This is a genomic window from Pararhodobacter sp. SW119 (genome assembly GCF_017811755.1).
GTDB lineage: Bacteria > Pseudomonadota > Alphaproteobacteria > Rhodobacterales > Rhodobacteraceae > Pararhodobacter.
This window is the reverse complement of sequence record NZ_JADDJF010000016.1, coordinates 22,568-45,776: the sequence shown is the minus strand read 5'-3', so window position 1 is coordinate 45,776 and position 23,209 is coordinate 22,568. Positions and strand designations below refer to the sequence as shown.

The 23,209-nt window shown below is 70.4% G+C and carries 24 protein-coding genes and 2 tRNA genes; 17 read left to right on the top strand and 9 right to left on the bottom strand.

Annotated elements, in window-relative coordinates:
* Positions 1-2: 2 nt before the first annotated feature.
* Complete coding sequence (locus tag IM708_RS11245) at positions 3-464, bottom strand: cytochrome c (RefSeq protein ID WP_209426620.1); 462 nt, start codon at positions 462-464, stop codon at positions 3-5.
* A gap of 269 nt (positions 465-733) precedes the next feature.
* Here IM708_RS11245 and IM708_RS11240 point away from each other — a divergent pair, with 269 nt between their 5' ends.
* Complete coding sequence (locus IM708_RS11240; protein WP_209426619.1) at positions 734-1,267, top strand: BrnA antitoxin family protein; 534 nt, start codon at positions 734-736, stop codon at positions 1,265-1,267.
* Positions 1,268-1,561: 294 nt separating this feature from the next.
* Here IM708_RS11240 and fahA read toward each other — a convergent pair whose 3' ends face one another.
* Positions 1,562-2,827, bottom strand: a complete 1,266-nt coding sequence (gene fahA, locus IM708_RS11235; protein ID WP_209426618.1) for a fumarylacetoacetase — start codon at positions 2,825-2,827, stop codon at positions 1,562-1,564.
* A gap of 13 nt (positions 2,828-2,840) precedes the next feature.
* Positions 2,841-3,473 (bottom strand): maleylacetoacetate isomerase, encoded by a 633-nt coding sequence (gene maiA / locus IM708_RS11230; RefSeq protein WP_209426617.1) that lies wholly within the window; start codon positions 3,471-3,473, stop codon positions 2,841-2,843.
* Between the two features lie 182 nt (positions 3,474-3,655).
* Between maiA and IM708_RS11225 the strand changes: the two genes are divergently transcribed.
* A complete protein-coding gene (locus IM708_RS11225; RefSeq protein WP_209426616.1) occupies positions 3,656-4,312 on the top strand; it encodes an exopolysaccharide biosynthesis protein in 657 nt (218 codons plus the stop codon).
* Between the two features lie 8 nt (positions 4,313-4,320).
* Here the strand turns inward: IM708_RS11225 and IM708_RS11220 are convergent, their stop codons facing one another.
* Genes IM708_RS11220 through IM708_RS21250 form a run of 3 tightly spaced genes read right to left on the bottom strand, consistent with a single transcriptional unit; the run spans position 4,321 to position 5,956 of the window.
* Positions 4,321-4,782, bottom strand: coding sequence for a disulfide bond formation protein B (locus tag IM708_RS11220; RefSeq protein WP_209426615.1), 462 nt, complete (start codon positions 4,780-4,782; stop codon positions 4,321-4,323).
* Positions 4,779-5,357 (bottom strand): YqaA family protein, encoded by a 579-nt coding sequence (locus IM708_RS11215; protein ID WP_209426614.1) that lies wholly within the window; start codon positions 5,355-5,357, stop codon positions 4,779-4,781. Before IM708_RS11215 ends, IM708_RS11220 begins: the two co-directional genes overlap by 4 nt.
* 56 nt (positions 5,358-5,413) lie before the next feature.
* Positions 5,414-5,956: a hypothetical protein gene (locus IM708_RS21250; protein ID WP_245243129.1), complete on the bottom strand. Its 543-nt coding sequence runs from the start codon at positions 5,954-5,956 to the stop codon at positions 5,414-5,416.
* 224 nt (positions 5,957-6,180) lie between these two features.
* On the opposite strand from IM708_RS21250, the gene IM708_RS11205 reads away from it, so the two are divergent.
* A tRNA-Leu gene (locus IM708_RS11205) sits at positions 6,181-6,265 on the top strand.
* Between the two features lie 271 nt (positions 6,266-6,536).
* Here IM708_RS11205 and IM708_RS11200 read toward each other — a convergent pair.
* A tRNA-Leu gene (locus tag IM708_RS11200) sits at positions 6,537-6,623 on the bottom strand.
* 222 nt (positions 6,624-6,845) lie between these two features.
* Here IM708_RS11200 and IM708_RS11195 point away from each other — a divergent pair.
* On the top strand, positions 6,846-8,066 hold the full coding sequence (locus IM708_RS11195) for an OsmC family protein (protein WP_209426612.1): 1,221 nt from the start codon (positions 6,846-6,848) through the stop codon (positions 8,064-8,066).
* A 740-nt stretch (positions 8,067-8,806) separates the two neighbouring features.
* Here the strand turns inward: IM708_RS11195 and IM708_RS11190 are convergent.
* On the bottom strand, positions 8,807-9,985 hold the full coding sequence (locus tag IM708_RS11190) for an acetyl-CoA C-acyltransferase (protein ID WP_209426611.1): 1,179 nt from the start codon (positions 9,983-9,985) through the stop codon (positions 8,807-8,809).
* 84 nt (positions 9,986-10,069) lie between these two features.
* Between IM708_RS11190 and IM708_RS11185 the strand changes: the two genes are divergently transcribed.
* The gene (locus tag IM708_RS11185) at positions 10,070-10,405 is read left to right on the top strand and encodes an STAS domain-containing protein (protein ID WP_348524961.1); all 336 of its coding nucleotides are present in this window, start codon (positions 10,070-10,072) and stop codon (positions 10,403-10,405) included.
* Between the two features lie 28 nt (positions 10,406-10,433).
* Entirely contained in the window at positions 10,434-10,886 is a 453-nt protein-coding gene (locus tag IM708_RS11180; RefSeq protein ID WP_209426609.1) for an ATP-binding protein, read from the top strand.
* Here the strand turns inward: IM708_RS11180 and IM708_RS11175 are convergent.
* The gene (locus IM708_RS11175) at positions 10,852-11,748 is read right to left on the bottom strand and encodes an N-acetylmuramic acid 6-phosphate etherase (RefSeq protein ID WP_209426608.1); all 897 of its coding nucleotides are present in this window, start codon (positions 11,746-11,748) and stop codon (positions 10,852-10,854) included. The two genes, IM708_RS11180 and IM708_RS11175, sit on opposite strands and share 35 nt — an antisense overlap.
* A 119-nt stretch (positions 11,749-11,867) precedes the next feature.
* Here IM708_RS11175 and IM708_RS11170 point away from each other — a divergent pair, with 119 nt between their 5' ends.
* From IM708_RS11170 to raiA, 11 genes are all read left to right on the top strand, one after another.
* Entirely contained in the window at positions 11,868-12,734 is an 867-nt protein-coding gene (locus tag IM708_RS11170; protein WP_209426607.1) for a BadF/BadG/BcrA/BcrD ATPase family protein, read from the top strand.
* The gene (nagA, locus tag IM708_RS11165; protein ID WP_209426606.1) at positions 12,731-13,870 is read left to right on the top strand and encodes an N-acetylglucosamine-6-phosphate deacetylase; all 1,140 of its coding nucleotides are present in this window, start codon (positions 12,731-12,733) and stop codon (positions 13,868-13,870) included. The genes IM708_RS11170 and nagA overlap by 4 nt, the downstream gene beginning before the upstream one ends.
* A gap of 144 nt (positions 13,871-14,014) precedes the next feature.
* Positions 14,015-16,663 (top strand): histidine kinase N-terminal 7TM domain-containing protein, encoded by a 2,649-nt coding sequence (locus IM708_RS11160; protein WP_209426605.1) that lies wholly within the window; start codon positions 14,015-14,017, stop codon positions 16,661-16,663.
* A gap of 63 nt (positions 16,664-16,726) precedes the next feature.
* Entirely contained in the window at positions 16,727-17,497 is a 771-nt protein-coding gene (locus IM708_RS11155; RefSeq protein ID WP_209426604.1) for a glycerophosphodiester phosphodiesterase, read from the top strand.
* Positions 17,498-17,502: 5 nt separating this feature from the next.
* Entirely contained in the window at positions 17,503-18,603 is a 1,101-nt protein-coding gene (locus IM708_RS11150) for a CaiB/BaiF CoA-transferase family protein (protein WP_209426658.1), read from the top strand.
* 132 nt (positions 18,604-18,735) lie between these two features.
* Positions 18,736-19,347: a ribonuclease D gene (locus tag IM708_RS11145; RefSeq protein ID WP_209426603.1), complete on the top strand. Its 612-nt coding sequence runs from the start codon at positions 18,736-18,738 to the stop codon at positions 19,345-19,347.
* A gap of 8 nt (positions 19,348-19,355) precedes the next feature.
* On the top strand, positions 19,356-19,979 hold the full coding sequence (locus IM708_RS11140) for a hypothetical protein (RefSeq protein WP_209426602.1): 624 nt from the start codon (positions 19,356-19,358) through the stop codon (positions 19,977-19,979).
* Between the two features lie 3 nt (positions 19,980-19,982).
* Positions 19,983-20,510 (top strand): LptA/OstA family protein, encoded by a 528-nt coding sequence (locus tag IM708_RS11135; protein ID WP_209426601.1) that lies wholly within the window; start codon positions 19,983-19,985, stop codon positions 20,508-20,510.
* 3 nt (positions 20,511-20,513) lie between these two features.
* Positions 20,514-21,254: an LPS export ABC transporter ATP-binding protein gene (lptB, locus tag IM708_RS11130; protein ID WP_209426600.1), complete on the top strand. Its 741-nt coding sequence runs from the start codon at positions 20,514-20,516 to the stop codon at positions 21,252-21,254.
* A 15-nt stretch (positions 21,255-21,269) separates the two neighbouring features.
* On the top strand, positions 21,270-22,547 hold the full coding sequence (locus tag IM708_RS11125; RefSeq protein WP_209426599.1) for a hypothetical protein: 1,278 nt from the start codon (positions 21,270-21,272) through the stop codon (positions 22,545-22,547).
* Positions 22,548-22,618: 71 nt separating this feature from the next.
* The gene (gene raiA, locus IM708_RS11120; protein ID WP_209426598.1) at positions 22,619-23,182 is read left to right on the top strand and encodes a ribosome-associated translation inhibitor RaiA; all 564 of its coding nucleotides are present in this window, start codon (positions 22,619-22,621) and stop codon (positions 23,180-23,182) included.
* Positions 23,183-23,209: the final 27 nt, after the last annotated feature.

Here is a 23,209-nt window from a genome sequence, read left to right as displayed (position 1 = left end):
CCTCAGTCTGATACGCGGAAGTCGTCGTGGCAGGACCGGCACGCGCCGCCGACATCGCCCAGCGCGCCCTGCAGCGCCTGCAGTCCGTCGCCAGCGGCTCCCTGCATCGTGGCAGCTGCGCCTTGCAAGGTCGCGTAAAGATTGGAGAATTCTTCGAGGTTCTGCCAGATCTCGGGGCGGGCGGCGGTGCCCTCGAAGATGCCGTGGGCCGTGCCCTCGGGCCAGAGCCGTTCCTGCGAGTGGCGGGTGAGAGTGTAGAGATTGTCGGCGGCGGCCTGCGCAACCTCGGCGTCGTAATCGACGCGTCCCTGCGCCATCTGGGCCATCGGGCCGAGGTTGTAGGCGATCAGCGTCATCAGGGATTGTCTTGCCTTTACAGCGGCTTCCCCGGCCTCGTTCGCGTGGGCTGCGAAGGGCGCGCAGAGGCTGGTGGCAAGGGCGGCGGCGATCAGTGGACGATGCATGGCTTTCTCCCGTTGGCTGGGGAAAGCTTACCGCGCCGGGGTGACAATGGAAGCCGGGGCTGGGCGCGTCACAGGATCGTGAAGACGCGGTGGGGGCGAGAAAACGGCGCTTGCGGCGGGCTGGCAAGGGTGCCGGAAAGCGTATGGCAAGTGGCTGGCAAGCGTATGGCAAGCGTATGGCAGTTCCGAACGCTGCGCTCACCATATGGAAAGGCGCGGCGGGCATACCCGTCGCAAACCGCTGCACCCTCTGCCGAGCAGGACTTCGAATGACCCGGATGACCAAGGCCGTCGCCGCCGAACGCGCGCATTATCACCACCTCGCCGACACGATGAAGGATCTGGAGCGCGCGCTGAACCGCGGCCTGCGCGAGGGCGGGTTCATCCCCGAGGAGTGGCAGGCGGTCGCCCAGGCCGCGCCCGAGCCGCGGCGCACCAAGATGACCATCCGGCTGGACGAGGACGTGGTGCGCTTCTTCCGGCTGATGGGGATCAATTTCCACGGCCGGATCAACCAGGTGCTGCGGGCCTTCATGCTGGCGCGACTGTCGCGGGCGCTGAACGGGCCCGAGTCCGTGGTCTACCGCCCGGCCCGGCTGGAGCGCTACTACACCGAGGCGCATAAATTCTTCCTGCGCATCACCCGGCAGAACGAGCGGATGGCCCAGGGCCGCGTCGACCGGCGCGAGGAACTGGCGCTGCGGCAAAAGTGCGCCTGGCTGCTGGACGAAGAGATCGCCCTGGACCTGCCGCCGGAATTGCGCGCGCTGAGGCCGGATGTGGTGGCGGAATTCACGAAGTAGCGCGGGCCGCGGGGTCAACCGCGCGGTGTCCCCTCGATGGGCGCATCCTCGAGACAAGGGCGTGCGCGGCTTGCCCCCATCGAGGGGGCGCGCCGCGCCGGGGGCTGCCCGCCCCCGCCCGTGGCCCTGCGGGCCCCGGCCCCGGGGTCCGGCGCAGCGCCAGGGTCCCGGGGCGCGGGAAACCTGATCGGCGTCGGGACGGGTCGCGCCCGCGCCACGGGGGCGGGTGGGTGGGCCGTGGTGCGGGCGCGACCCGGTCGCCCGCCGGCCGGAGGGCGGGTTCCGGCGGCGGCGTCAGTCCACCGGCCAGGGCGGCGCGATGGCCGGGCGCAGGATGCCGGAACACTCGCCGAAGCCGATGGTGTAATCCTCGGCCCTGGCCCAGCCGCGCAGCGTCAGGCGGTCGTTGTCCTCGAGGAAGCTGCGGGTGACGCCGCCGCCGAGGTCCAGCGGCTCCTTGCCGCCCCAGGCGAGTTCCAGAAGCGAGCCGCGGTTGTCGCGCTCGGGCCCCGAGACGGTGCCAGATCCCAGCAGGTCGCCGGGGCGCATCGGCGCGCCGGCGGTGGTGTGATGGGCCAGTTGCTGGGCGGCGGAATAGTACATCTCGCGGTAGTTCGTGCGGGTGATCACCACCGGCGCGCCGCCCTGCGGGGTCAGTTCGACCTCGAGCTCGATGTCGTAGTTCATGGGGCCGGGCTCGTGCAGATAGGGTAGCAACTCGGGCTCGCGCTCGGGCGCGGCGACGCGGAACGGGTCGAGCGCGGCGCGGGTCACGATCCAGGGGCTGATCGTGGTCGCCGTCGCCTTGGCCTGGAAGGGGCCCAGCGGCTGGTATTCCCAGGCCTGGATGTCGCGCGCCGACCAGTCGTTGAGCAGCACATAGCCGAAGATCATCGCATCGGCCTGCGCCACCGTCACCGGGCGGCCCAGGCGCGAGGGGGTGCCGACGACGGCGCCCATCTCCAGTTCGAAATCGAAGCGCTCGCAGGGGGCGAAGCGGGGCGCGGCGTCGTTCGGCCCCTTCAGCTGGCCCCAGGGGCGGTGCAGGTCGGTGCCCGACACGACGACCGAGGAGGCGCGCCCGTTGTAGCCGATGGGCAGGTGCCGCCAGTTCGGCGGCAGCGCATTCTCGGCCCCGCGGAACATCGTGCCGACGTTCTGCGCGTGGTGGTGCGAGGCGTAGAAATCGGTGAACTCGGTCACCGAGAACGGCAGGTGCAGTTCCACCGCCGAGAGCGGATGCAGGTAGCGCGAGACGCTACTGTGCAGGTCCGATCCCGCGCGCAGGAAGCCGAAAAGCAGGTTGCGCAACCGCGTCCAGGCGGCCGGGCCCAGCGCCATGACGGCGTTCCATTCGGGCCGGTCCAGCACCGCCCGGTCGGCGAGCGAGATCAGCCCGGCGCGTTCCATGGCGGTGACGTCGAGCACCTGGTCGCCGATGGCCACGCCGCAGTGGCGCGGCCCGCCGGCCACCGAGAAGACCCCGCAGGGCAGGTTGTTGAGCGGGAAGGGACAGGCGGGATCGTTGGCGGCCTCGATCCAGGACGACAGCAGCGGCATGGCGACTCCTTTGTCAGCTTGCGTCGGGCTGCGCCTCGGGCGCGGCCGCGGCGAAGGCGGGAAGGTCGAGGCAGGCCCCCTCGACCGCGGAAATGTTCGGCCAGGGGGTCAGATCCAGCCCCCATCGGCGTGCATTGTACACCTGCGGGATCAGGCAGCAATCCGCAAGCCCCGGCCCCGCGTCGGAGAGCGCGTAGCGGGTGCCGGGCAGGCGCGGCTCAATCGCGTCGAAGCCGAGGCGCATCCAGTGCTGCATCCAGTCGCGCCTGGCCGCGGCATCGGCGCCGAAGCGCGCGCCCAGCGCGCCGAGCACGCGCAGGTTGTTGACCGGGTGGATGTCCATGGCGATCACATGCGCGATCTCCAGCACCCGGGCGCGGGACAGCGGGTCGGCGGGCAGCAGCGGCGGGCGGGGATGCGCGGCCTCCAGCCAGTCGAGGATCGCCAGCGACTGGCTGAGGACGCTGCCGTCGTCGAACTCCAGCGCCGGCAAGAGGCCCTGCGGGTTCAGCGCCAGGTAGCCCGGCTGCGCCTGCTCGCCCGCGATCAGCGAGACGAAGACCTGCTCGCACTCGAGCCCCTTGAGGTTGAGCGCGATGCGCACGCGATAGGCCGCCGAGGACCGCCAGTAGGTGTGAAGTTTCATGTCGCCTCCGTCCCGTCCCCGTCCCGTCCCGGCGCGCCCGGCCGCGCGAAACTGCGTCCCGCAGGATAGTCCGCAGGGCCGGGGGCGCAAGGCCCGCCCCCGCTGGTCGTAGAGCCGGCGGCCTTGAAAGTCGCGCGCGCGCCGCCAGATCAAGGCGGCAACCCCGTCAGCCCGGACTGCGCATGCCAGCACCCTTTCCGCAACCGCCAGAGGAGCGCGGCCCGCCGCGCGCCGATGCGGACCCGACCGGGGACGCGCGCGGGAAGCTGTCGCGTGTCGTCGCGCAGATCGGCGAACTTGCGCAGGAGCGGGCGGAGGACGGGGAGGTGACGCTGGCGGCGCTGGTCGAGCGGCTGGGGCGGGATTCGTTCTTCGCGCTCTTGCTCTTCCCGGCGCTGATCCTGGTCTCGCCGCTCAGCGCGCTTCCGGGGATGACCTCGCTGATGGGGATCTTCATCGCGCTGGTCGCGGTGCAGATCCTGGCCGGGCGGCGCACGCTCTGGCTGCCGCGCTGGATGGGCGATCGACGCATCGCGGCGAAACGGCTGGCCGCGGCCTCGGCGTATCTGTCCGGCCCGGTGGCGCGCGCCGACCGCTGGTTCCGCCCACGCCTGCGCGCGCTGGCCGAGGGGCCGCTGGCCACCCTGCCGCTGGGCATGGTGCTGGTCATCGCGCTCTGCATGCCGTTGATGGAATTCGTGCCGATGAGCGGCTCGCTCGCCGGGCTGGCGATCTCGTTCCTGGCAGCGGGGCTGCTGATGCGCGACGGGCTGCTGCTGACGCTGGGCGGCGCGGTCAGCCTGGGCCTGCCGACGCTGGCCTGGGCGGCGCTGAGCTGAACGCGCGTTCAGCGCCGGGCGGCGGCAATCAGCCAGACACCCGCCAGCGCGAAGGAGGCCGCCGCGTTCCAACTGGCCATCGACAGGCCCAGCATTTCCCACGGCACCTCGTCGCAGCGCACGACCTGGAAGGACTGCTCGAAGTTCAGAAGATCGTCGATGGACTGTCCCGTCACCCCGCCCCCGCCCGAACAGGCGGAGGGGCCGTCGAACCAGCCGCGCTCCACCCCCGTGTGGTAGACGCCGATCCCGCCCGAGGTGGCCGCAGCCGCCGCCCCCGCCAGCAGCACCGGCAGCGCAGGCGCGGCCAGCGCCAGCCCGCCCAGCACCACCGCCGCCAGATGCGGCCAGCGCTGCCAGATGCAAAGCGCGCAGGGCGCCATGCCGAAGCCGTACTGGAAGACCAGCGCCGCGATCAGCAGGAAGGCGGAACCAAGCGCCGCGGCAAGGGCCAGGGTGGTGCGGGTCACAGGTACCTCAGGACGTAGAAACCGCCGATCAGCAATACGACGAAGAGCGTGAACATCAAGCCGAGCCGCTTTTCGATGAAGTCACGAATCGGTGCGCCGAACTTCCACAGCAGTGCTGCGACGATGAAGAAGCGCAGCCCGCGCGCGATGATCGAGGTGACGACGAAGGTCATCAGCGGCAGGCCGGTCCAGCCCGACATGATGGTGATGACCTTGTAGGGAAAGGGCGTGAGTCCCGCGATCAGCACCGACCAGAAGCCGAAGTCGTTGAAGCGGGTGTTGAACGCCTCGACCGCCGGGCCCTTGCCCAAAGCCGACAGCGCCGGGTAGCCCACCGTCTCGAAGGCGAAGGCGCCGATGGCGTAGCCCAGCATTCCGCCTGCGACCGAGGCCACCATGGCGACCCCGGCGATGAGAAACGCGCGCGTGGGCGTGGCAATGATCATGGCGATCATCAGCACATCGGGCGGGATGGGAAAGACCGAGGATTCGATGAAGGCGACGAAGGCCAGCGCCCAGAGCGCGCGGGGATGGGCGGCCAGCGACAACGTCCAATCGTAAAGCGCCCGGATCACGCGAAACTCCTGACAATCAGGCCCCGGCTAGACGGCGGCCGATGCAGCGTCAAGCGTTATGCGCGTGTGCTTAACGGATGGTGACGGCGTGTCGGCGGGCGCGGCGCGCGTCGGCCCGCCGGAAAGGCGTAACCCACCCCGGCAGGATGCGGGGCGGGCTGAACCGGCACGACAGGTGACTGGCAAGGCAGCAGGAACGGACCTCTCAGGCGGCCTTGCGGCGGCGGTGCATCGCCGCCACCCCCCCGAAGGCGGCGATCAAGAGCCACCCCGTCGCGGGCAGCGGGATCGGCACGGTCGGGTCGGTTGGCTCCGACCCGGCGGTCGTTACCGAATAGCGGATCTTGTCGATGCCAACGCCCCAGCGATCGACGTCGCCAGTGAATAGCAGTTCGATCCCGGTTGGCGATGAGACCGATCCGAACGAAAAGAGTCACCATCATCTCGCTCGGATCGTCGAAATGGTAGCCGATCAACTGGCGCGAGGCGTCGGTGCCCGCCGACACCTGCCCGAAGGTCGGCAACGGCGCACCGGCACGCGCCAGCTGCGCCGCGAAATCGCTGACGATACGCTTCTTCGGTTCACGGTCCGGTCTCATCGCCATCCCCCTGCAAGGCCGGCCGAGTGTTCGCAGGCTTTCGCTACAAGGCAAGTGCTATCTGCGCGCGGGCCGGGACGCGCCGTCGCCGGTGCCGGCGACCCGGCAAGGCAGACACGGCGGCGCCGTGATTTCCAGAAGCGTCCGACAGAGCTGTATTCCGAGGACGCTCGAGGGGTCGTGACAGCCCCCGCGGACTGTGCCATATCTGCGCCTACCCTCCCGCGGGCGTGGCGGAACGGTAGACGCGAAGGTCTCAAACACCTTTGTCCAAAAGACGTGTGGGTTCGAGTCCCACCGCCCGCACCAAGCCGCCCGCGCGGCCCTGTCCCTCCGGCACTTCAGGCTTTCGTCCCTCCCCGGGGGATGCCGGCGCTCGGCTGGAGGGCGGATGGTGTCCGGCGGGCTAGTGTAGCGACGCTGCCCAACCAGGAAGAGCCGCTAACAAACGGCCAGGCCGGGCAACCCAACGCCAGGAAAGCCGGTCGCACGGGGTCACCTTGATCGCCCTTCGTCAGGTTCAACCACAAGCCGTTGACCACGCCCAACGAATTGGCGTTCAACGCGTAAGGTGGAAGATTGGTGCGGTCGAGAAGACTCGAACTTCCACGGGAGTTACCCCACAGCGACCTCAACGCTGCGCGTCTACCAATTCCGCCACGACCGCACTCGAATTGGTGGCCTGCTCATAGACGTTCACCCGGGGCTTGTGAAGGGGAAAAAGCACCGCGGTCGCGTGCCGGGTTGCCACCGCGCGGCGGCACCTCCGCGCAGGCGCCCGGTGACCGCGGGGGGGGGCGCGTCGCGTTGCGGTGCAAGCGGCGGTTGCCCGGTGGACATGTCCCCCCGGCGCGGGTTTACTCGGCCGCGGTCCAGTGGAGGTTTCGCGATGCGCAGCGAGAGGATCGAATTCGCCGGAGCCGGCGGCACGATGCTGGCCGCCCGGCTCGACCGGCCGGAGGGGGCGGTGCGCGCCGCCGCTCTCTTCGCGCATTGCTTCACCTGTTCCAAGGACATCGCCGCCGCGCGCCGCATCGCCGGCGCCCTGGCCGCGCGCAGCATCGCCACGATGCGCTTCGACTTTACCGGGCTCGGCCATTCCGGGGGCGAGTTCGCCAACACCGATTTCTCGTCGAACATCGCCGATCTCGGGGCGGCGGCGGCCTGGATGGCCGAGAACGGCCTGGCCCCGCAACTGCTGATCGGCCATTCGCTGGGCGGCGCGGCGGTGCTGGCGGCGGCGCCGGGCATCGCCGGCGTGCGCGCGGTGGCGACGCTGAACGCGCCCGCCGACCCGGCGCATGTTCTGGGCAACTTCGGCGCCGCGCTCGACACCATCGCCGAGACCGGCGAAGCGACGGTCAGCCTGGCCGGGCGCGACTTCACCATCCGCCGCGACTTCGTCGAGGACGTGCGCGAAGCGAAGCTGACCGAGGCGCTGGGCCGGCTGAAGGCCGCGCTTCTGGTGCTGCACGCGCCGCGCGACGCGATCGTCGGGATCGACAACGCGCGACGGATCTTCGCGGCGGCGAAACACCCCAAGAGCTTCGTCGCCCTCGACGCCGCCGACCACCTGATCACCGCCGAGCGTGACGCCGACTACGCCGCCGGGGTGATCGCCGCCTGGTCGACGCACTACCTGGACCTCGCCGATCCACCCGCCCCCGCCGACGCCCCCGAAGGCGTGGTGCGCGTGGCCGAGGCCGAGGGCGGCGGCTTCCGCCAGGACATCAGCGTCGAGGGCCGGCATGCGCTGGTCGCCGACGAGCCAGCCGCGATGGGCGGCACCGACCGCGGACCCAGCCCCTACCAGTACCTCGCCGCGGCGCTGGGGGCCTGCACCACCATGACGCTGCGGATCTACGCGAGGCGCAAGGAACTGGCACTGGCGCATGTCGCCTGCGACGTCTCGCACGACAGGCGCCACGCCGAGGATTGTGCCGATTGCGAAAACCCCGGCGCCCGGATCGACGTCTTCACCCGCCGCATCCGGCTCGAAGGCGATCTCTCCGCCGAGGACCGTGCCGACCTGCTGCGCATCGCCGACAGATGCCCGGTCCACCGCACGCTGGAAGCCCAGGCGCGGATCGAGACCGAACTGGCCGGCTGAGGCGGGACCGTGACCTTCCCCGCCGGCCCCTGCCCGCGCCGGTGCGGCGCGCGGGACACGCCGCGACGGCACAGACCGTAGCGGAGCCCTTCCGACCCCATAGCGGCCGCCCGTCCGCGACACCCTCGCCACGCTCTGCCTTGTGCCAAGACTTGCGAGCTCGCCAAGGCTTGCCGGCGGCAGGGCTTGCGACGCGATCAACTGGACCACAACCCCGCTGGTCGTCCGAGAATGCCGATACCAGCGGCTGCGCTGCGCGCTGTCCACGGGTCGCGATCGATCCCCCATCCGCTTCCTGCGGCGGCCTGAGACCGACCACGCCCTCCGGGAATTCCCGCCCCAACGCACCGATCGACGCCGCCGCAGACCGGCCCTGCGCCCAAGGCGACGGGAGTTCTCCCGCCCCTCGTCAAGCTGCACGCTGCGCGTGCAACCTTCCTCGCGTTGGGCCGGGCGCCGCACGCTTCGCGCGCGGCGAAAAGAGGCCATGCCGTAAAGGGTGGTCTGGCCCTTCCTGCCTCGGACTTTTCCTGTCCGAAAGTATCCCGGGGGGTGAATTGGCGCAGCCAAAAGGGGGGCAGCGCCCCCCTTTCTGCGCTTCACCCAAAGCCCGAACACCTTGGGCTCATGCGTTACCAAAACCCTGCCGCAGCGTTCGGAACTGCCATACGCTTGCCATACGCTTGCCAGCCCCTTGCCATACGCTTTCCGGCAGCGCTGTCCGCGGGATTTCCGCGCCCTCAGACGCGCTCGATCGCAATCGCCGTGCCCTCGCCGCCACCGATGCAGATCGCCGCCACGCCGCGCCGCAGCCCGCGCTTTTCCAGCGCGTTCAGCAGCGTCACCATGATCCGCGCCCCCGAGGCCCCGATGGGATGGCCCAGCGCGCAGGCCCCGCCGTTCACGTTCATCTTCTCGCGCGCGATCCCCATCTCGTGCATGAAGGCCATGGGGACCACCGCGAAGGCCTCGTTGACCTCCCAGAGGTCCACGTCCGAGACCGACCAGCCTAGCGAATCCAGCAGCTTGCGGGCAGCGGGCACGGGGGCGGTGGTGAACCAGCCCGGCGCCTGCGCGTGGCTTGCATGCCCCCGGATCACCGCCCGGATCGGCGCGCCCGCGGCCTCGGCGGCGGCGCGCGAGGCCAGCACCAGCGCCGCCGCCCCGTCCGAGATCGACGAGGCATTGGCGGCCGTCACCGTGCCGTCCTTGCGAAAGGCGGGCTTCAGCGTCGGGATCTTCTCGGGCCGCGCGCTTTGCGGCTGTTCGTCAACGGAAACAACGACTTCACCCTTGCGCCCCTTCACCGTCACCGGCGCGACCTCGTGCTCGAACGCGCCGCTTTCCGTCGCCTCCAGCGCGTTCGAGAGCGAACGCAGCGCGTAGTCGTCCTGCGCTTCGCGGGTGAACTGGAAGGCCTCGGCGCAATCCTCGGCGAAGGTGCCCATCAGGCGGCCCTTGTCATAGGCATCCTCCAGCCCGTCGAGGAACATGTGGTCGACCACCTGTTGATGCCCGATCCGTGCGCCGCCGCGCATCTCCGGCAGCAGATACGGCGCCTCGGTCATGCTTTCCATGCCGCCGGCGACCGCGATACCGACCCGGCCCAGCGCGATCTGGTCGGCGACCACCATCGCCGCCTTCATCCCCGAGCCGCACATCTTGTTGAGCGTCGTCGCCGGCACCCCCTCGCCCAGCCCGGCGATGAAGCCCGCCTGCCGCGCCGGCGCCTGTCCCTGCCCGGCAGGCAACACGCAGCCCATCACCAGTTCCTCGACCCGTTCGGCCGAAACCCCCGCGCCCTTCAGCGCCGCGGCAATCGCCTGGCCGCCCAGTTCTGCCGCCGGCACGCCCGCAAAAACACCCTGGAACCCGCCCATCGGGGTCCGCGCTGCGCCGATGATCACCACCTCTTGCATGCTGCCACCTTCCGTTCATGAACGATTTCGAAACGATCAGCCTCTAGGCTCACCACGAAACCGGACGGAATGCGAGGGGAAATCGTGGACATCTCCGCAACACTCAACCCCACGGGGCTGGTGATCCGCGTCAATGAGGCGCGCATCGACGCCGCCGTCGCCATCGAATTCAAGGAAGCCGTGCGCGCCGCGGTCGACGCGCCGGGCAATCCGATCATCCTCGATCTGTCGAAGGTCACCTTTCTGGACAGCAGCGGGTTGGGAGCCGTGGTGGCCGTCCTGAAACTGCTCGGCCCCGAGCGCCCGCTGCAACTGGCCGGGCTGACGCCGTCGGTGGCCAAGGTCTTCCGCCTGACGCGGATGGACAGCATCTTCACCATTCATGAAACCGTTCCCGGTGCGCTGAAGGCGGCAGGCTGAGACAATGGTCGCCCAGGGGTCCCCTGCGATGACGGATCGTGAACAGGCAGGCGCGGCCGGCCCCATCCGTCGCCGATTCACCTCGGGCGACAAGGCCACGCGCGAGACACTGGTCCACGTGACCGAGGCACTGGCCGCCGCGGGGCTGTCCGAGGACGACGTGGCCAACGCCGAACTGATCCTGGCCGAGGCGATGAACAACATCGTGGAGCATGCCTATGCCGGCACCGAAGGCCCGGTCGACCTGACCGTCACGATCGGACGCGACGGGCTGGATTGCATGCTGCGCGATCAGGGGCGCGAGGCCCCCATCGGCTATCCGCCCGATCCCCCGTTGCCGGAAATGGAGCCGCCGCTCGAGTTGCCGGAGGGCGGCTTCGGCTGGCACATCATCCGCTGCCTGACCACCGATCTGCGCTACCGGCGCGAGGGCGCCTGGAACGTGCTCAGTTGTCGGGTTCCCTTCTCGGGACTTGACTGAGCGCGCGGCGCAGGACGTCGTCGCTCTCGGCCAGCGCGCGGCGCGCGTCCGCGGGGCTCAGCCCTAACGCGACCAGCACCGCGGGCTTGACCCTCCTGCCGACGGTCTGCAACGCGGCCTCCGCCTGCGCGGCATCCACCCCCGACAGTTGCTGCACCATGGCATTCGCGCGGGTGCGCAGCTTGGCGTTGGCGGGGCGCATGTCGACCATCAGTCCGCCATGCACGCGCCCCAGCCGCATCATGACCTGCGTGGAGATCAGGTTGAGCGCGACCTTCTGCGCCGTCCCCGCCTTCATCCGCGTCGAGCCGGCCAGCACCTCGGGTCCAGTGCCAAGGCAGATCGCGTGCTCGGCGACCTCCAGCAGCGGGGCTTTCGCGGTCCCGGCAATGCCGACGGTCAGCGCACCGGCCGCGCGCGCTGCGCGCACCGCGGCGACGGTGAACGGCGTCCGGCCGCTGGCTGCAATCCCGATCACCGCATCCGGCGGTCCGATCGCCGCGCCGACGACCTGCGCCGCGGCATCCGTGGCGTCGTCTTCGGCACCCTCCACGGCTTCGCGCAGCGCGCCCTCCCCGCCGGCGATCAGATAGCCCGTGCGCGCCTCGGGCCAGTCGAAGGTCGGGCCCAGTTCGGTGCCGTCCTGCACCGCGATGCGGATGGAGGTCCCGGCACCGGCGTAGAACAACCGCCCCCCGCGGGCGAGCCGGTCGGCAATCGCGGCGACGCCGGCGGCGATATCCGGCAGGGCGGGACCGATCGCGGCGACCGCGGCCAACTGTCCCTCCCACATCGCGGCAAGCGCGGTCCGGTCGTCCCAGAGATCGAGGTCGCGGTAGCGCGGATCTGCGGCTTCGCTCATCGCGCGGTGCCCTTCCTGATTGCATCCGGTCAATGGCAGCGAACCGCGCCCGGCCAGTACTGTCAACGGGCTTTCCGGCCCGGTGCCGGCTTGCTATGGGTGCCGCGAAAGGGAACCGCATGAAAATCTTCCTCGGGCTGGATGGGGGTGGAACGGGATGTCGCGCGCGGGCGCGCCTGTCCGACGGGCGCACGACGGCGGAACATCGCGCCGGTCCCGCCAATGTCCATACCGACCCCGACGGCGCCATCGCCACGATCCGCGCCCTGGTCGCCGAGACCTTGGCCGAGGCGCAGGCAATGGCCGCAGGGCACGCCGAGGTACAGGCGGTCCTGGGCATCGCCGGCGCGGTCGAAATCGGGGCGGGCCCCCGCATCGTCGCGGCCCTCGACCTGCCAAGGGTGGCGGTCGTGGGCGACGTCGATCTGGCGCTCTCGGGCGCCTTCGAAGGCGACGACGGAATCATCGCCGCGCTTGGCACCGGCTCGGTCTTTGCGCGACAGCTGTCCGGTCAGATGCAGCGGGTGGGCGGCTACGGGTTCCAGCTGGGGGATGAGGCCAGCGGCGCCTGGATCGGGCGCGAAGCGATGCGCCGAGCGCTCTACGCGCGCGACGGTCTGGGACCCGCCGGCCCGCTGACCGCGGCACTCTGGGCGCGCTTCGCCGATCCGGGCGCGATGATGATCTTCGCCCGCGATTCCCGGCCCACCAATTTCGCCGCGATGGCCCCGCTGGTGATCGAAAACGCCGCCCAGGGCTGTCCCGTCGCCGCGGACGTGCTGGACACGGCAACCGCCTGGGTCATCCGCGCGATCGACCGCCTGCAACCCGAAGACCGCCTTCTGCCGGTCGCCCTGATGGGGGGGGTGGGTCCGGTCATCGCCGCGCGCCTCGGCCCGGCCGGCGGGCGCTGGCCGCTGGTCAGCCCGCGCGGTTCCATCCTCGATGGCGCGCTCTGGCGGGCCGAACGGCTGGGCGCGGCATGATCCGGGCCTTCCGCGCCGCCCGGCTGTTCGACGGCACGCACCTGAGCCGACACGCCACGCTGCTGGTCGAAGGCGAACGCGTCGCCGCGATCCTGCGCGCCGAAAACCCGCTGCCGGCGGGCGTGCAACTGGTGGACCTCGGCGAAGGCATCCTCGCACCCGGCCTGATCGACTTGCAGGTCAATGGCGGCGACGGGATCATGCTGGGCAAGGGCGCCGATGCCGACCGGATCGCCCGCATCTGCGCCGCGCATGCCCGCCTCGGCGCCACCGGCATCCTGCCGACGCTGATCACCGACACGCCCGCGGTCACCGCCCAGGTCGTCGCCGCCGCAATCGCCGCGCACCGCGCGCGCGTCCCGGGCTTCCTGGGCCTGCATCTGGAAGGGCCGCATCTGGACCCGCGCCGGGCCGGCGCGCACGATCCCGCTTTGATCCGGCCGATGGAAGACGCCGATCTGCACGCCCTCGAATCCGCGGCGCGCGCCCTGCCCGCGCTGCTGATCACCCTCGCGCCCGAGGCCGCGAGTCCCGACCAGATCGCCCGGCTTTGCCGCGCGGGGGCGGTGGTCAGCCTCGGTCACAGCGACTGCACGGCCGACGCCGCCGAGGCCGCGTTTGCCGCTGGCGCCCGTGCCGTGACCCACCTCTTCAACGCCATGAGCCAGCTTTCGGCCCGATCTCCGGGGCTTGTCGGGGCGGCGCTGGCGGCCCCGGTTTCGGCGGGCATCATCGCCGACGGCGTGCATGTCGCCGATGCCGCGCTGCGCACGGCGCTGGCCGCCAAGGGCCCGGATCGGCTGTTCCTCGTGTCAGACGCGATGGCCGTCGCCGGCACCGATCTGGCGGAATTCACCCTCGGGGACCGCCGGATCCGTCGCCTTCAGGGCCGGTTGACGCTTGCCGACGGCACGCTCGCCGGGGCCGACATCACGCTGCCGCAGGCGCTGGCGCATCTGCACCGCCTCGGCTGCCCGACGGATCGCGCGCTGGCCATGGCCACGCGTCTGCCCGCACAACTGATCGGCGCCGCGGACCGCGGCATCCTCGTCCCTGGGGCCCGGGCCGACTTCGTCCACCTGGCGCCGGACCTGGCGCTTCGCGCGGTCTGGCGGGACGGTCAGCCGGTCGCCTGATCGCCGCACCCCGCGAATTTCGCGGGATCTGGTAACCGGTCGCAAACCATCCCCCTCCTAGAGTGCGGCGGTATCTCGTTGGAGACTTTCCAGTGGCCGCAACCGGATGTAGCGCGTCTGACACCTCGCTGGCGGGGCTCGACCGTGGCTGAGTGCTTCCAGTTGAACCCGCCCCTGCCGATCGACACAGTCGCGGCGGTATTCCTGACGGGGCTTGCGGCGATCGCCGTGTGGCTCGGCTGGAACCGGCGTTTTCATGGCAAACCCTTCTTCATCGCCAGCCTGATCGGCGCCATTTTCTGGCTCGGCGCGGTGACGCTGGAACACCGCGTCATCGGCGAAGCGTGCAAGATCCGCTGGGCGCAGGTCGCCTGGCTGGGGATCGCATTCCTTCCCGTCGCGCTGTGCTTCTTCGTCGACGACTATGCGCGCGCGCGCAATCGCTGGCGCTCGCGCCGCCGTCGGCTGGCGCTTCTGGGCGGCCCCATCGTCATCGGCGCGATGGCCGCGACCAATGACTGGCACGGCGCCTTCTATGGGCCCGAGACCGGCATCGACCCTCGGGATCCGACCGGCCAGGTCCATTACGATCATGGGCCGCTTTTCATGCTGGCCGCGCTCTGGCTCTATGGCTTCATCGTTTCCGGCGTGGCGCTTCTGGTGCGCGGCCTGCTGCGCACGCATCCGGCGCATCGGCCGTTCTTCGCGGCCTGGCTCATCATCCTGATCACCCCGATCGCGGCAAACCTGGGCTACATCTTCGCGCGCTTCACAGTTTCCGGCATCGATCCCACCGCCTATGCCTATGCGCTGGCAATGATGATCTTCGCCTGGTTCGTCATCACCGACCGCATGCTCGACCTGCGCGCCGTGGCGACCGAGGTGCTCTTTCTCAACACGCCCGGCCCCATCCTGATCGTCACGCCCGACGGGGGCGTGGCCGGCGCAAACCCCGCCGCGCTGGCGCTTGCCACGGACGCCGGTGACGCCCGGCATCTGAAGGACTGGCCCGAACTGGCTCCGCATCTGAAGTCGCTCCTGCAGCCCGATACCCTGCCCATGCGGACCTTCGCCCTGGGCAACCGCCGCTACGACCTGCGCATCCTGCCGATGGAAAAGCCGCTGGACAGCCGGGCCGAGATGGGTCGCGTGCTGGTCTTCAACGACGTCACCGAGCGCGAAAGCCTCGAAGCGCGGCTCGCCGCCGAACGCGACTACCTGCAGCTTCTGATGCAGACCACGATGACCGCGATCATCGCCTTCGATGAGGGCGGCTGCGCGATCTTCGCCAATCCCGAGGCCGGCAAGCTGACCCGGATATCCGCGCGCGAACTTCTGGGCATGGACCATGCCGCGATCTTTCCGCCCGTCCCCCTCGACGACCAGCTGCCCGAGGGCGGCTTCGGCGAGATCCTCGCCGCCGGCACCCGCCTGCGCGGCGTGCAGCTCGCCTTTCGGCGCGCCGACGGGGCGGTGCGCATGCTCTCGGTCAATGTCGCTCGCATCGACCGGGACGGGGTCGGCACGCGCGTGGTTTGCGCGATGGCCGACATGACCGAGCAGCTGGAAACCGCACGCTCGCTCAAGGCCGCCCGCGACAGGGCCGAGGCCGCCAATCGCACCAAGTCCCAGTTTCTCGCCAACATGAGCCACGAAATCCGCACGCCACTCAACGGCGTCCTCGGCATGGCCGAGGTGCTGGAGGACGCGCTCGACGAACCCGGAACCCGCGCCATGGCGCGCACCATCCGCGACAGCGGCGCCACGCTCCTGAGCATTCTCAACGACATCCTCGACATGTCCAAGATCGAGGCCGGCAAGATGCAGATCGAATCTGTCGCCTTCGATCCTGCGCAGATCGCCACGCGGATCCGCGCGCTGCACGCGACCGCCGCCCGCGACAAGGGCCTCGCGTTCGAGGTGGCGGGCCCCGACCCCGCTTCCCCCGCGCGCCAGGGCGACCCGCATCGCATCCTTCAGGTCGTGCACAACATCGTCGGCAATGCGATCAAGTTCACCGAAACCGGCGGCGTCCATGTCCGCTTCGACGCAGCACGGGGCGCGCCCATCCGCATCGCGGTGCGCGACACCGGCATCGGCATGACCCCCGAACAGGCCGACAGGGTATTCACCGAGTTCGAACAGGGCGACGGCACGGTCGCGCGACGCTTCGGCGGCACCGGTCTGGGCATGACCATCACCAAGGCGCTGGTCGAGCAGATGAAGGGCGACATCGCCCTCGACACCGAACCCGTGCGCGGCACCTGCATCATCGTCACCCTGCCGCTGGACGAGGTGGAAGCCGCCCCAACGACCGCCCCGCATGACACCCCCCGCGCGTCGGCCTCGGACGATCCTGCCGCCCCGCTGGCCGGCCTGACGATCCTTGCCGCCGACGACAACGCGGTCAACCGCCGGGTCCTCGGGCTGATGCTCGAACGCGCCGGCGCCCGCGTGACCATGGTCGAGGGGGGCGAGGCCGCGCGCGCGCTCTGGGCGCCGGAGGAGTTCGCGCTCGTGCTTCTCGACATCTCGATGCCCGATCTCGACGGGTTCTCGACGCTCGCGGCCTTGCGGACGAAGGCGGCGGATCTGGGCGTGCCCGCGCCGGTCGCCCTGGCGATCACCGCCAACGTGATGACCCATCAGGTCGACGAATACTTCCGCGCAGGCTTTGCCGGCCATGTCGGCAAGCCCTTCCAGTCCACCCGGCTGATCGAGGAGATATCGCGCGTCACGCGACCGGCGGCCGCCGCCAGGCCAGGCGGGGTGCCCAGCGCGGCCGCACAATAAGGGTCGCCTGAAAAAAGTTCGCGTGCGCCTCGACAGTTGCCGCGCGATGCGGATGATGGCGCCATGAGTGCCGCCCCGCCACCCGCCTTCCTCGATCACGTCCCGCCGCTTGCCATCGCGCATCGCGGCGGTTCGCTCGAGGTCGAGGAGAACACCCTGCCCGCCTTCGCCCATGCCGAGGCGCTGGGCTACACCCACATCGAACTCGACGTGCACGCCACCCGCGACGGCGAGGTCGTCGTTCATCACGACCCGACCTTCGCGCGGATGACCGGCGACAGGCGCGCCGTGCGCACCCTCGACTGGACACAGGTCGCACAGTTGCGCACGCACGGCGGGGCGGGCATTCCGCGCCTTGCCGAGGTGCTCGCCGCCTTCCCCCGGCTCTGCTTCACGATCGAGGTGAAGACCGACAGGGTCATCGACCCCCTGGCCGAGGTCATTCGCCGATCGGGCGCGCTGGACCGCGTCTGCATCGGGTCCTTCAGCGCCGCCCCGACACGGCGGTTGCGCGCGCGCTTCGGCGCACGCCTGATCTGGTCGCCGGCCCATGCCGGGGTCGCCCGGTTGTGGCTGCGCGGCAGGGGGCTGCCGCTGCCGCCCGGCGATTTCGCGCTGGTGCAGGTGCCGGTCTCCTACCGCGGGGTTCCCATCGTCACGCCGCGATTCGTTCGCGCCGCCCATGACGCCGGCATCCGCGTTCAGGTCTGGACGGTGAACGACCGCGCCGAGATGACGCGGCTGCTCGACATGGGCGTCGACGGGATCATGACCGACCGGCCGACGCTGCTGAAAGAACTTCTGATCGGTCGCGGCGAATGGAGGCCTGCATGAGCGGCATGCTGGACGGATTGCGCATCATCGAGTTCGAGGGGCTGGGCCCCGGCCCCTTCGCCGCCATGTGGCTGGCCGATCAGGGCGCCGAGGTGATCTGCATCCAGCGACCCGGCGGCGCCGGGACCCCCGGCGTGCCCGACCGATCGATCCTCAACCGCGGCAAGAAAACCATCGCACTCGACCTCAAGGCGCCCGCCGACCGCCCGCTGATCGACGCGCTGCTGTCCTCGGCCGACGCCCTGGTCGAAGGGTTCCGGCCCGGCGTGATGGAACGCCTCGGCCTCGGCCCCGAGCAGATCCACAGGGTCAATCCGCGGCTGGTCTACGGGCGGATGACCGGCTGGGGCCAGGACGGGCCGCGCGCCGCGCAGGCCGGGCATGACCTGAACTACATCGCGGCCTCGGGCGCGCTCTGGTATGCCGGCCTGCCCGGGCAGCCGCCAGTCACGCCGGCCACGCTGGTCGGCGACATCGGCGGCGGCGCGATGTATCTGGTCGCGGGGCTGCTCGCCGGGCTTCTGCGCGCGCAGCGCACCGGCGAAGGCAGCGTGGTCGATGCCGCCATCGTCGACGGCTCGGCGCATATGCTGGCACTTCTGATGTCGATGGCACCCACCGGCATGCTGACCGAGGCGCGCGGCCAGAGCCTGCTCGACGGCCCGCACTGGTCGCGCAGCTACGCCTGCGCCGACGGCGGCTTCCTGTCGGTCCAGTGCCTCGAGGCGAAGTTCTACGCCGAATTCCTCGCCCGGCTCGGCCTGACCGACGATCCCGACTTCGCCCGCCAGTATGATCCGGCAGGCTGGCCGCGCGCCACCGAACGCCTGGCCACGATCTTCGCCGCACAACCGCGCGATCACTGGGCCGCGCTCTTCGCCGGCAGCGACGCCTGCGTCGCCCCGGTCCTCAGCCCGTGGGAGGCCGCGCACGACCCCCACATCGTCGCCCGCGCCGGCTGGATCGAACGCGACGGCACGCTGGAGCCCGCCCCCGCCCCGCGCTTCGCCAGCGCAGCACCCGCCCCCGGCCCGGTCCCCACGCGCGACGCCCACCGCGCCGAGGTCCTGGCCGACCTGCGCCAGCGCGGCCTCCTGCCCGGCTGACGCCGCGACCCGGCCGCCGCCCACAGTTGCGCCACGCCCGACAAGCTGTTATCACCGCAGCACCACTTACAACCTAAGACACTGATTTATGTGCGTCTTATCACGCCACCGGCCGCTTCCAGGGACCACCGCATGAGCATCCACCTGCACCGCAACGACCTGCCCGACGGGCTGGACCTGGGCCCGATCGTCGCCATCGACTGCGAGACGATGGGACTCAACCCGCACCGCGACCGGCTTTGCCTGGTGCAGTTGTCTGCCGGTGATGGCGACGCGCATCTGGTGCAGATCGCCCAGGGGGGGGCCTCCGCGCCGAACCTGTCGGCGCTTCTGGGCGATCCCGATGTCCTGAAGCTCTTTCACTTCGGGCGCTTCGACATCGCGGTTCTGCTCCAGCGGTTCGACGTGCTGACCGCGCCGGTCTGGTGCACCAAGATCGCCTCGAAGCTGACGCGCACCTATACCGACCGTCACGGCCTGAAATACCTCGTGTCGGAACTGGCCGGCGTCGACATCTCGAAGCAGCAGCAAAGCTCCGACTGGGGCGCGGCCGAGTTGAGCAGCGCGCAGATGGAATACGCCGCCTCGGACGTGCTGCACCTGCACCGGATCAAGGCCGCGCTGGAGGGAATGCTCGCGCGCGAGGGGCGCGTCGCCCTGGCCCAGGCCTGTTTCGACTTCCTGCCGGCGCGCGCGGCGCTCGACCTCGCGGGATGGCCGGAAACCGACATCTTCGCGCACTGATCGCCCCGATGGACGCGCCCGCCCGCTTCGATCGCCGCCACACGCGCCTGGTCTGGGTACTCAAGGTGACGCTCCCCCTGGTGGCCCTGGCGCTTCTGTCGATGGTCTTTCTTCTGGCCGAAACCGTGGACCCCAGCCGCGCCATCCCGCTGGCCGAGATCGACGTCGAGGAACGCGCGCGCGACCCGCGCGTTTCGGGCGCAAGCTTCGCGGGCGTGACCGACGGCGGCGCGGCGCTGCGCCTGACCGCCGAGACCGCGCGCACCGACCCCGATGCCGTCCTGCGGCTGGAGGTGTCGGGACTGACGCTGGCGCTGGAGGACCAATCGGGCGGCCAGGTCACCGCCCGCGCCGATTCGGGCGCCATCGACCGCGGCAGCGGCACCTTCGACATGCGCGGCGCGATCGAAATCACGGCGACGCCCGGCTACACGCTGGAAAGCGCCCTGATCGAGGGCGCGCTCGACCGGACCTGGCTGCACTCGCCCGGCCCGGTATCGGGCGAAGCGCCCGCGGGCAACCTGCGGGCGGGCGCGCTCCACGTCACCCAGGACCCCGCCGCCTCCAACAGCCAGCGTCTTGTCTTCTCGGGCGGCGTCAGGCTTCTATACCAGCCGCTGGATCAGGAGTGACCGATGCCGCGTGCAACCCGCAAGACCCTTGCTGCCCCCCTCGGCCGACTGCCGGCCGCGCTGGTGGCGCTTCTACTGGCCGCAGCGCCGGCGGTGGCGCAGGACACGCAGATCCGGCTGGGCCAGTCACTCCAACTCAGCGACGCCCCGCTGGAGATCAACTCGGACGAACTGGAGGTCGATCAGCCGACCGGCGCCAGCGTCTTTCGCGGCAACGTGCGGGTCGAGCAGGGTGAGATGGTCCTGACCGCCGACAGCCTGCGCCTGGAATACAGCCGCGAGGCCGAGGGCGGGCGCACGCGGATCAACCGCCTGATCGCCGGCGGCGGCGTCACCCTCGCCACCCCCGCCGAAGCGGTCGAGGCTGAGGAGGCCATCTATTCCCTCGCCGAGCAGACGCTGGAGATGCGCGGCGACGTCGTCTTCGTTCAGGGGCCGAACGTGCTGTCCGGACAGGTCTTTCGCGCCGATCTGGCGCGCGGCACGGGGGCGATGTCCGGCGGTGTGCGCACCATCATCCAGCTGGACTGAACGATGCAGGACGCCGCCCCCAACCGGACCGGGCTGACGGTCTCCGGCCTCGCCAAGGCATACGGCAGCCGGCTGGTGCTGCGCGGGGTCGAACTCACGCTCGATCGCGGCGAGGTGGTGGCGCTGCTGGGACCCAACGGCTCGGGCAAGACCACCTGCTTCTACTGCATCGCCGGGCTCGTCGCCTCGGACGCCGGCCGCGTCGGCATCGACGGCGTCGATGCGACGGGCCTGCCGATGTATCGCCGCGCGCGCCTCGGCATCGGCTACCTGCCGCAAGAGATGTCGATCTTTCGCGGCCTCACGGTCGCCGGCAACATCATGGCCATCCTCGAGATCGCCGAGCCCGACCGCCGCCGCCGCGCCGCCCGGCTGGAGGAGTTGCTGGGCGAGTTTTCCATCGACCATCTGCGCGACGCCCCGGCACTCGCGCTTTCGGGCGGCGAGCGGCGGCGCACCGAGATCGCGCGCTGCCTCGCCTCCAACCCGCGCTACGTGCTTCTCGACGAACCCTTCGCTGGCGTCGACCCGATCGCGGTCGCCGATATCCGGCATCTGGTCAGCGATCTGCGCGATCGCGGCATCGGGGTGCTGATCACCGACCACAACGTGCGCGAAACGCTTGAGATCGTGGACCGTGCCTATATCCTGCACGATGGAAGCGTACTGATGAGCGGTACGCCCGCGGAGGTCGTGCAGGATGAGAACGTACGCCGCGTCTATCTCGGCGACAGTTTCCGCTGACGGACGGCGCGGTCGATGAAGCAGACCCTCGGCCTTCGTCAGACCCAGCAGCTTGCGCTCACGCCGGTCGTGCGGATGTCGCTGTCGATCCTGCGCATGGCCCCGGGCGACCTGTCCGAGGAGATCGCGCGCGAAGCCGGGCGCAACCCCTTCCTGCGCCACGAGGCGCCGCGCAACCGCGGCACCGTCGGCGCCGCCCCCGCCGCCAGCCTGCCGGAACCCGAGGCACGCGAATCGTCCTTCCAGGAGGCCTTGCGCAGCCAGCTGTCGCAGATGGATCTCGCCCCCCCGGTCGAGGCGCTGGCGCTGCTTCTGGTCTCGGAACTGCGCGAGGACGGCATCCTCGATGTCACCCTGGACGAACTGGCCGAGGAAACCGGCGCCCCGCTTTCGGGCTTGCAGACCGCCCTGGCCGCGCTGCAATCCTGCGACCCCGTGGGCATCGGCGCGCGCGATCTGGCCGAATGCCTGAAGCTGCAGCTGATCGACCTCGGGCTGCCGCCCGCCGAGGCCGGGGCGACGGTCGCGGCGATGTCGCTTTTCGCCGCCCGCGACTGGGCGACGATCACACGGCGCCTGGGCATCGACCGCCCCGAGGCCGAGCGCCGCGCCGCGCTTCTGCGCCGGCTCAGCCCGCGCCCAGTGCGCGCCACCGACACCGCGACCCTGCTTTCGCACCCCGACCTGATCGTCACCCGCGACGCGTCGGGCGTCCTCGCGGTCAATGTCGGCGACCGCCACCTGCCCCGCATCGCGCTCGACCAGGCGCTGGTCGCGCGCGCCCGCAAGGACGGCTTCGCGCCCGAACTGCTGGAACGCGCGCGCGCGCTGATCGCGGCACTCGACCAGCGTGGCCGCACCCTGAAGCGAATCGGCGACTGGCTGATCACGCACCAGGCGGCCTTCTTCATCCGCGGCCCGCAGGCGATCAAGCCGGCCACCCGCGCCGAACTGGCGGGCGATCTGGGCCTGCACCCGGCCACCGTGGGGCGCGCCGTCGCCGGCAAGTCGGTCGATATCGACGGCCGGCTCTGGCCGCTCTCGCATTTCTTTTCCACGGCCTTGCCGGGCCCGGATGGCACGGTCTCGGCGCGGGCGGTTCAGCGCCGCATCCTGTCGCTGGTCGCCGCCGAACCCCCCGGCCGACCGCTCAGCGACGCCGCGCTGACCGAAGCGTTGCGCGCAGAAGGCGTTGACATCGCCCGGCGAACTGTCGCCAAATACCGCCAGGGGCTGCGCATTCCGGCGACCTCCACGCGGCGGCGACTGTCGACCGACCGGGTGGCGGGCTAGGAAGCTAACGACAGACCGAAATGCGGCGCCCGTTCACACTCGGCGGCGCCGCGACAACCGAGGAGAGGCCCATGCGGTACCAGATCAGCGGCAAACAGATCGACATCGGCGATGCCTTGCAGACCCGGGTCAAGGACGAGCTTGGCGCCGTGATGGAGAAGTACTCGCAACGCCCGACCGACGCCAACATCGTCTTCTCGCGCGATGCGTACAACCATGTCTGCGAAGCCACGGTGCACCTGTCCTCGGGCCTGACCGCGCAGGCGAAGGGCCAGGCGACCGAGATCTACGCCGCCTTCGACGCCTGCTGCGAGAAGATGGACAAGCAGCTGCGCCGCTACAAGCGCCGGCTGAAGGACCATCACCGCGAACGCCTGAGCCCGGTTGAATTCGCCGGTGCCCCCTCGTATATCCTCGCCTCCGACCAGACCGAGGCCGAGGAACCCGATTCGCTTCAACCGATCATCATCGCCGAAACGGAGATGCGGATTCCCGCACTGTCGGCAGGCGAGGCTGTCATGCAGATGGACCTGACGCATGCCAATGTGCTCGTTTTCCGCAACGAGCGTCATGGCGGGCTGAACGTCGTCTATCGCCGCGATGACGGCAACATCGGCTGGATCGACCCGCAATAGATCACAGGGGTGATGCATCCCCAGACC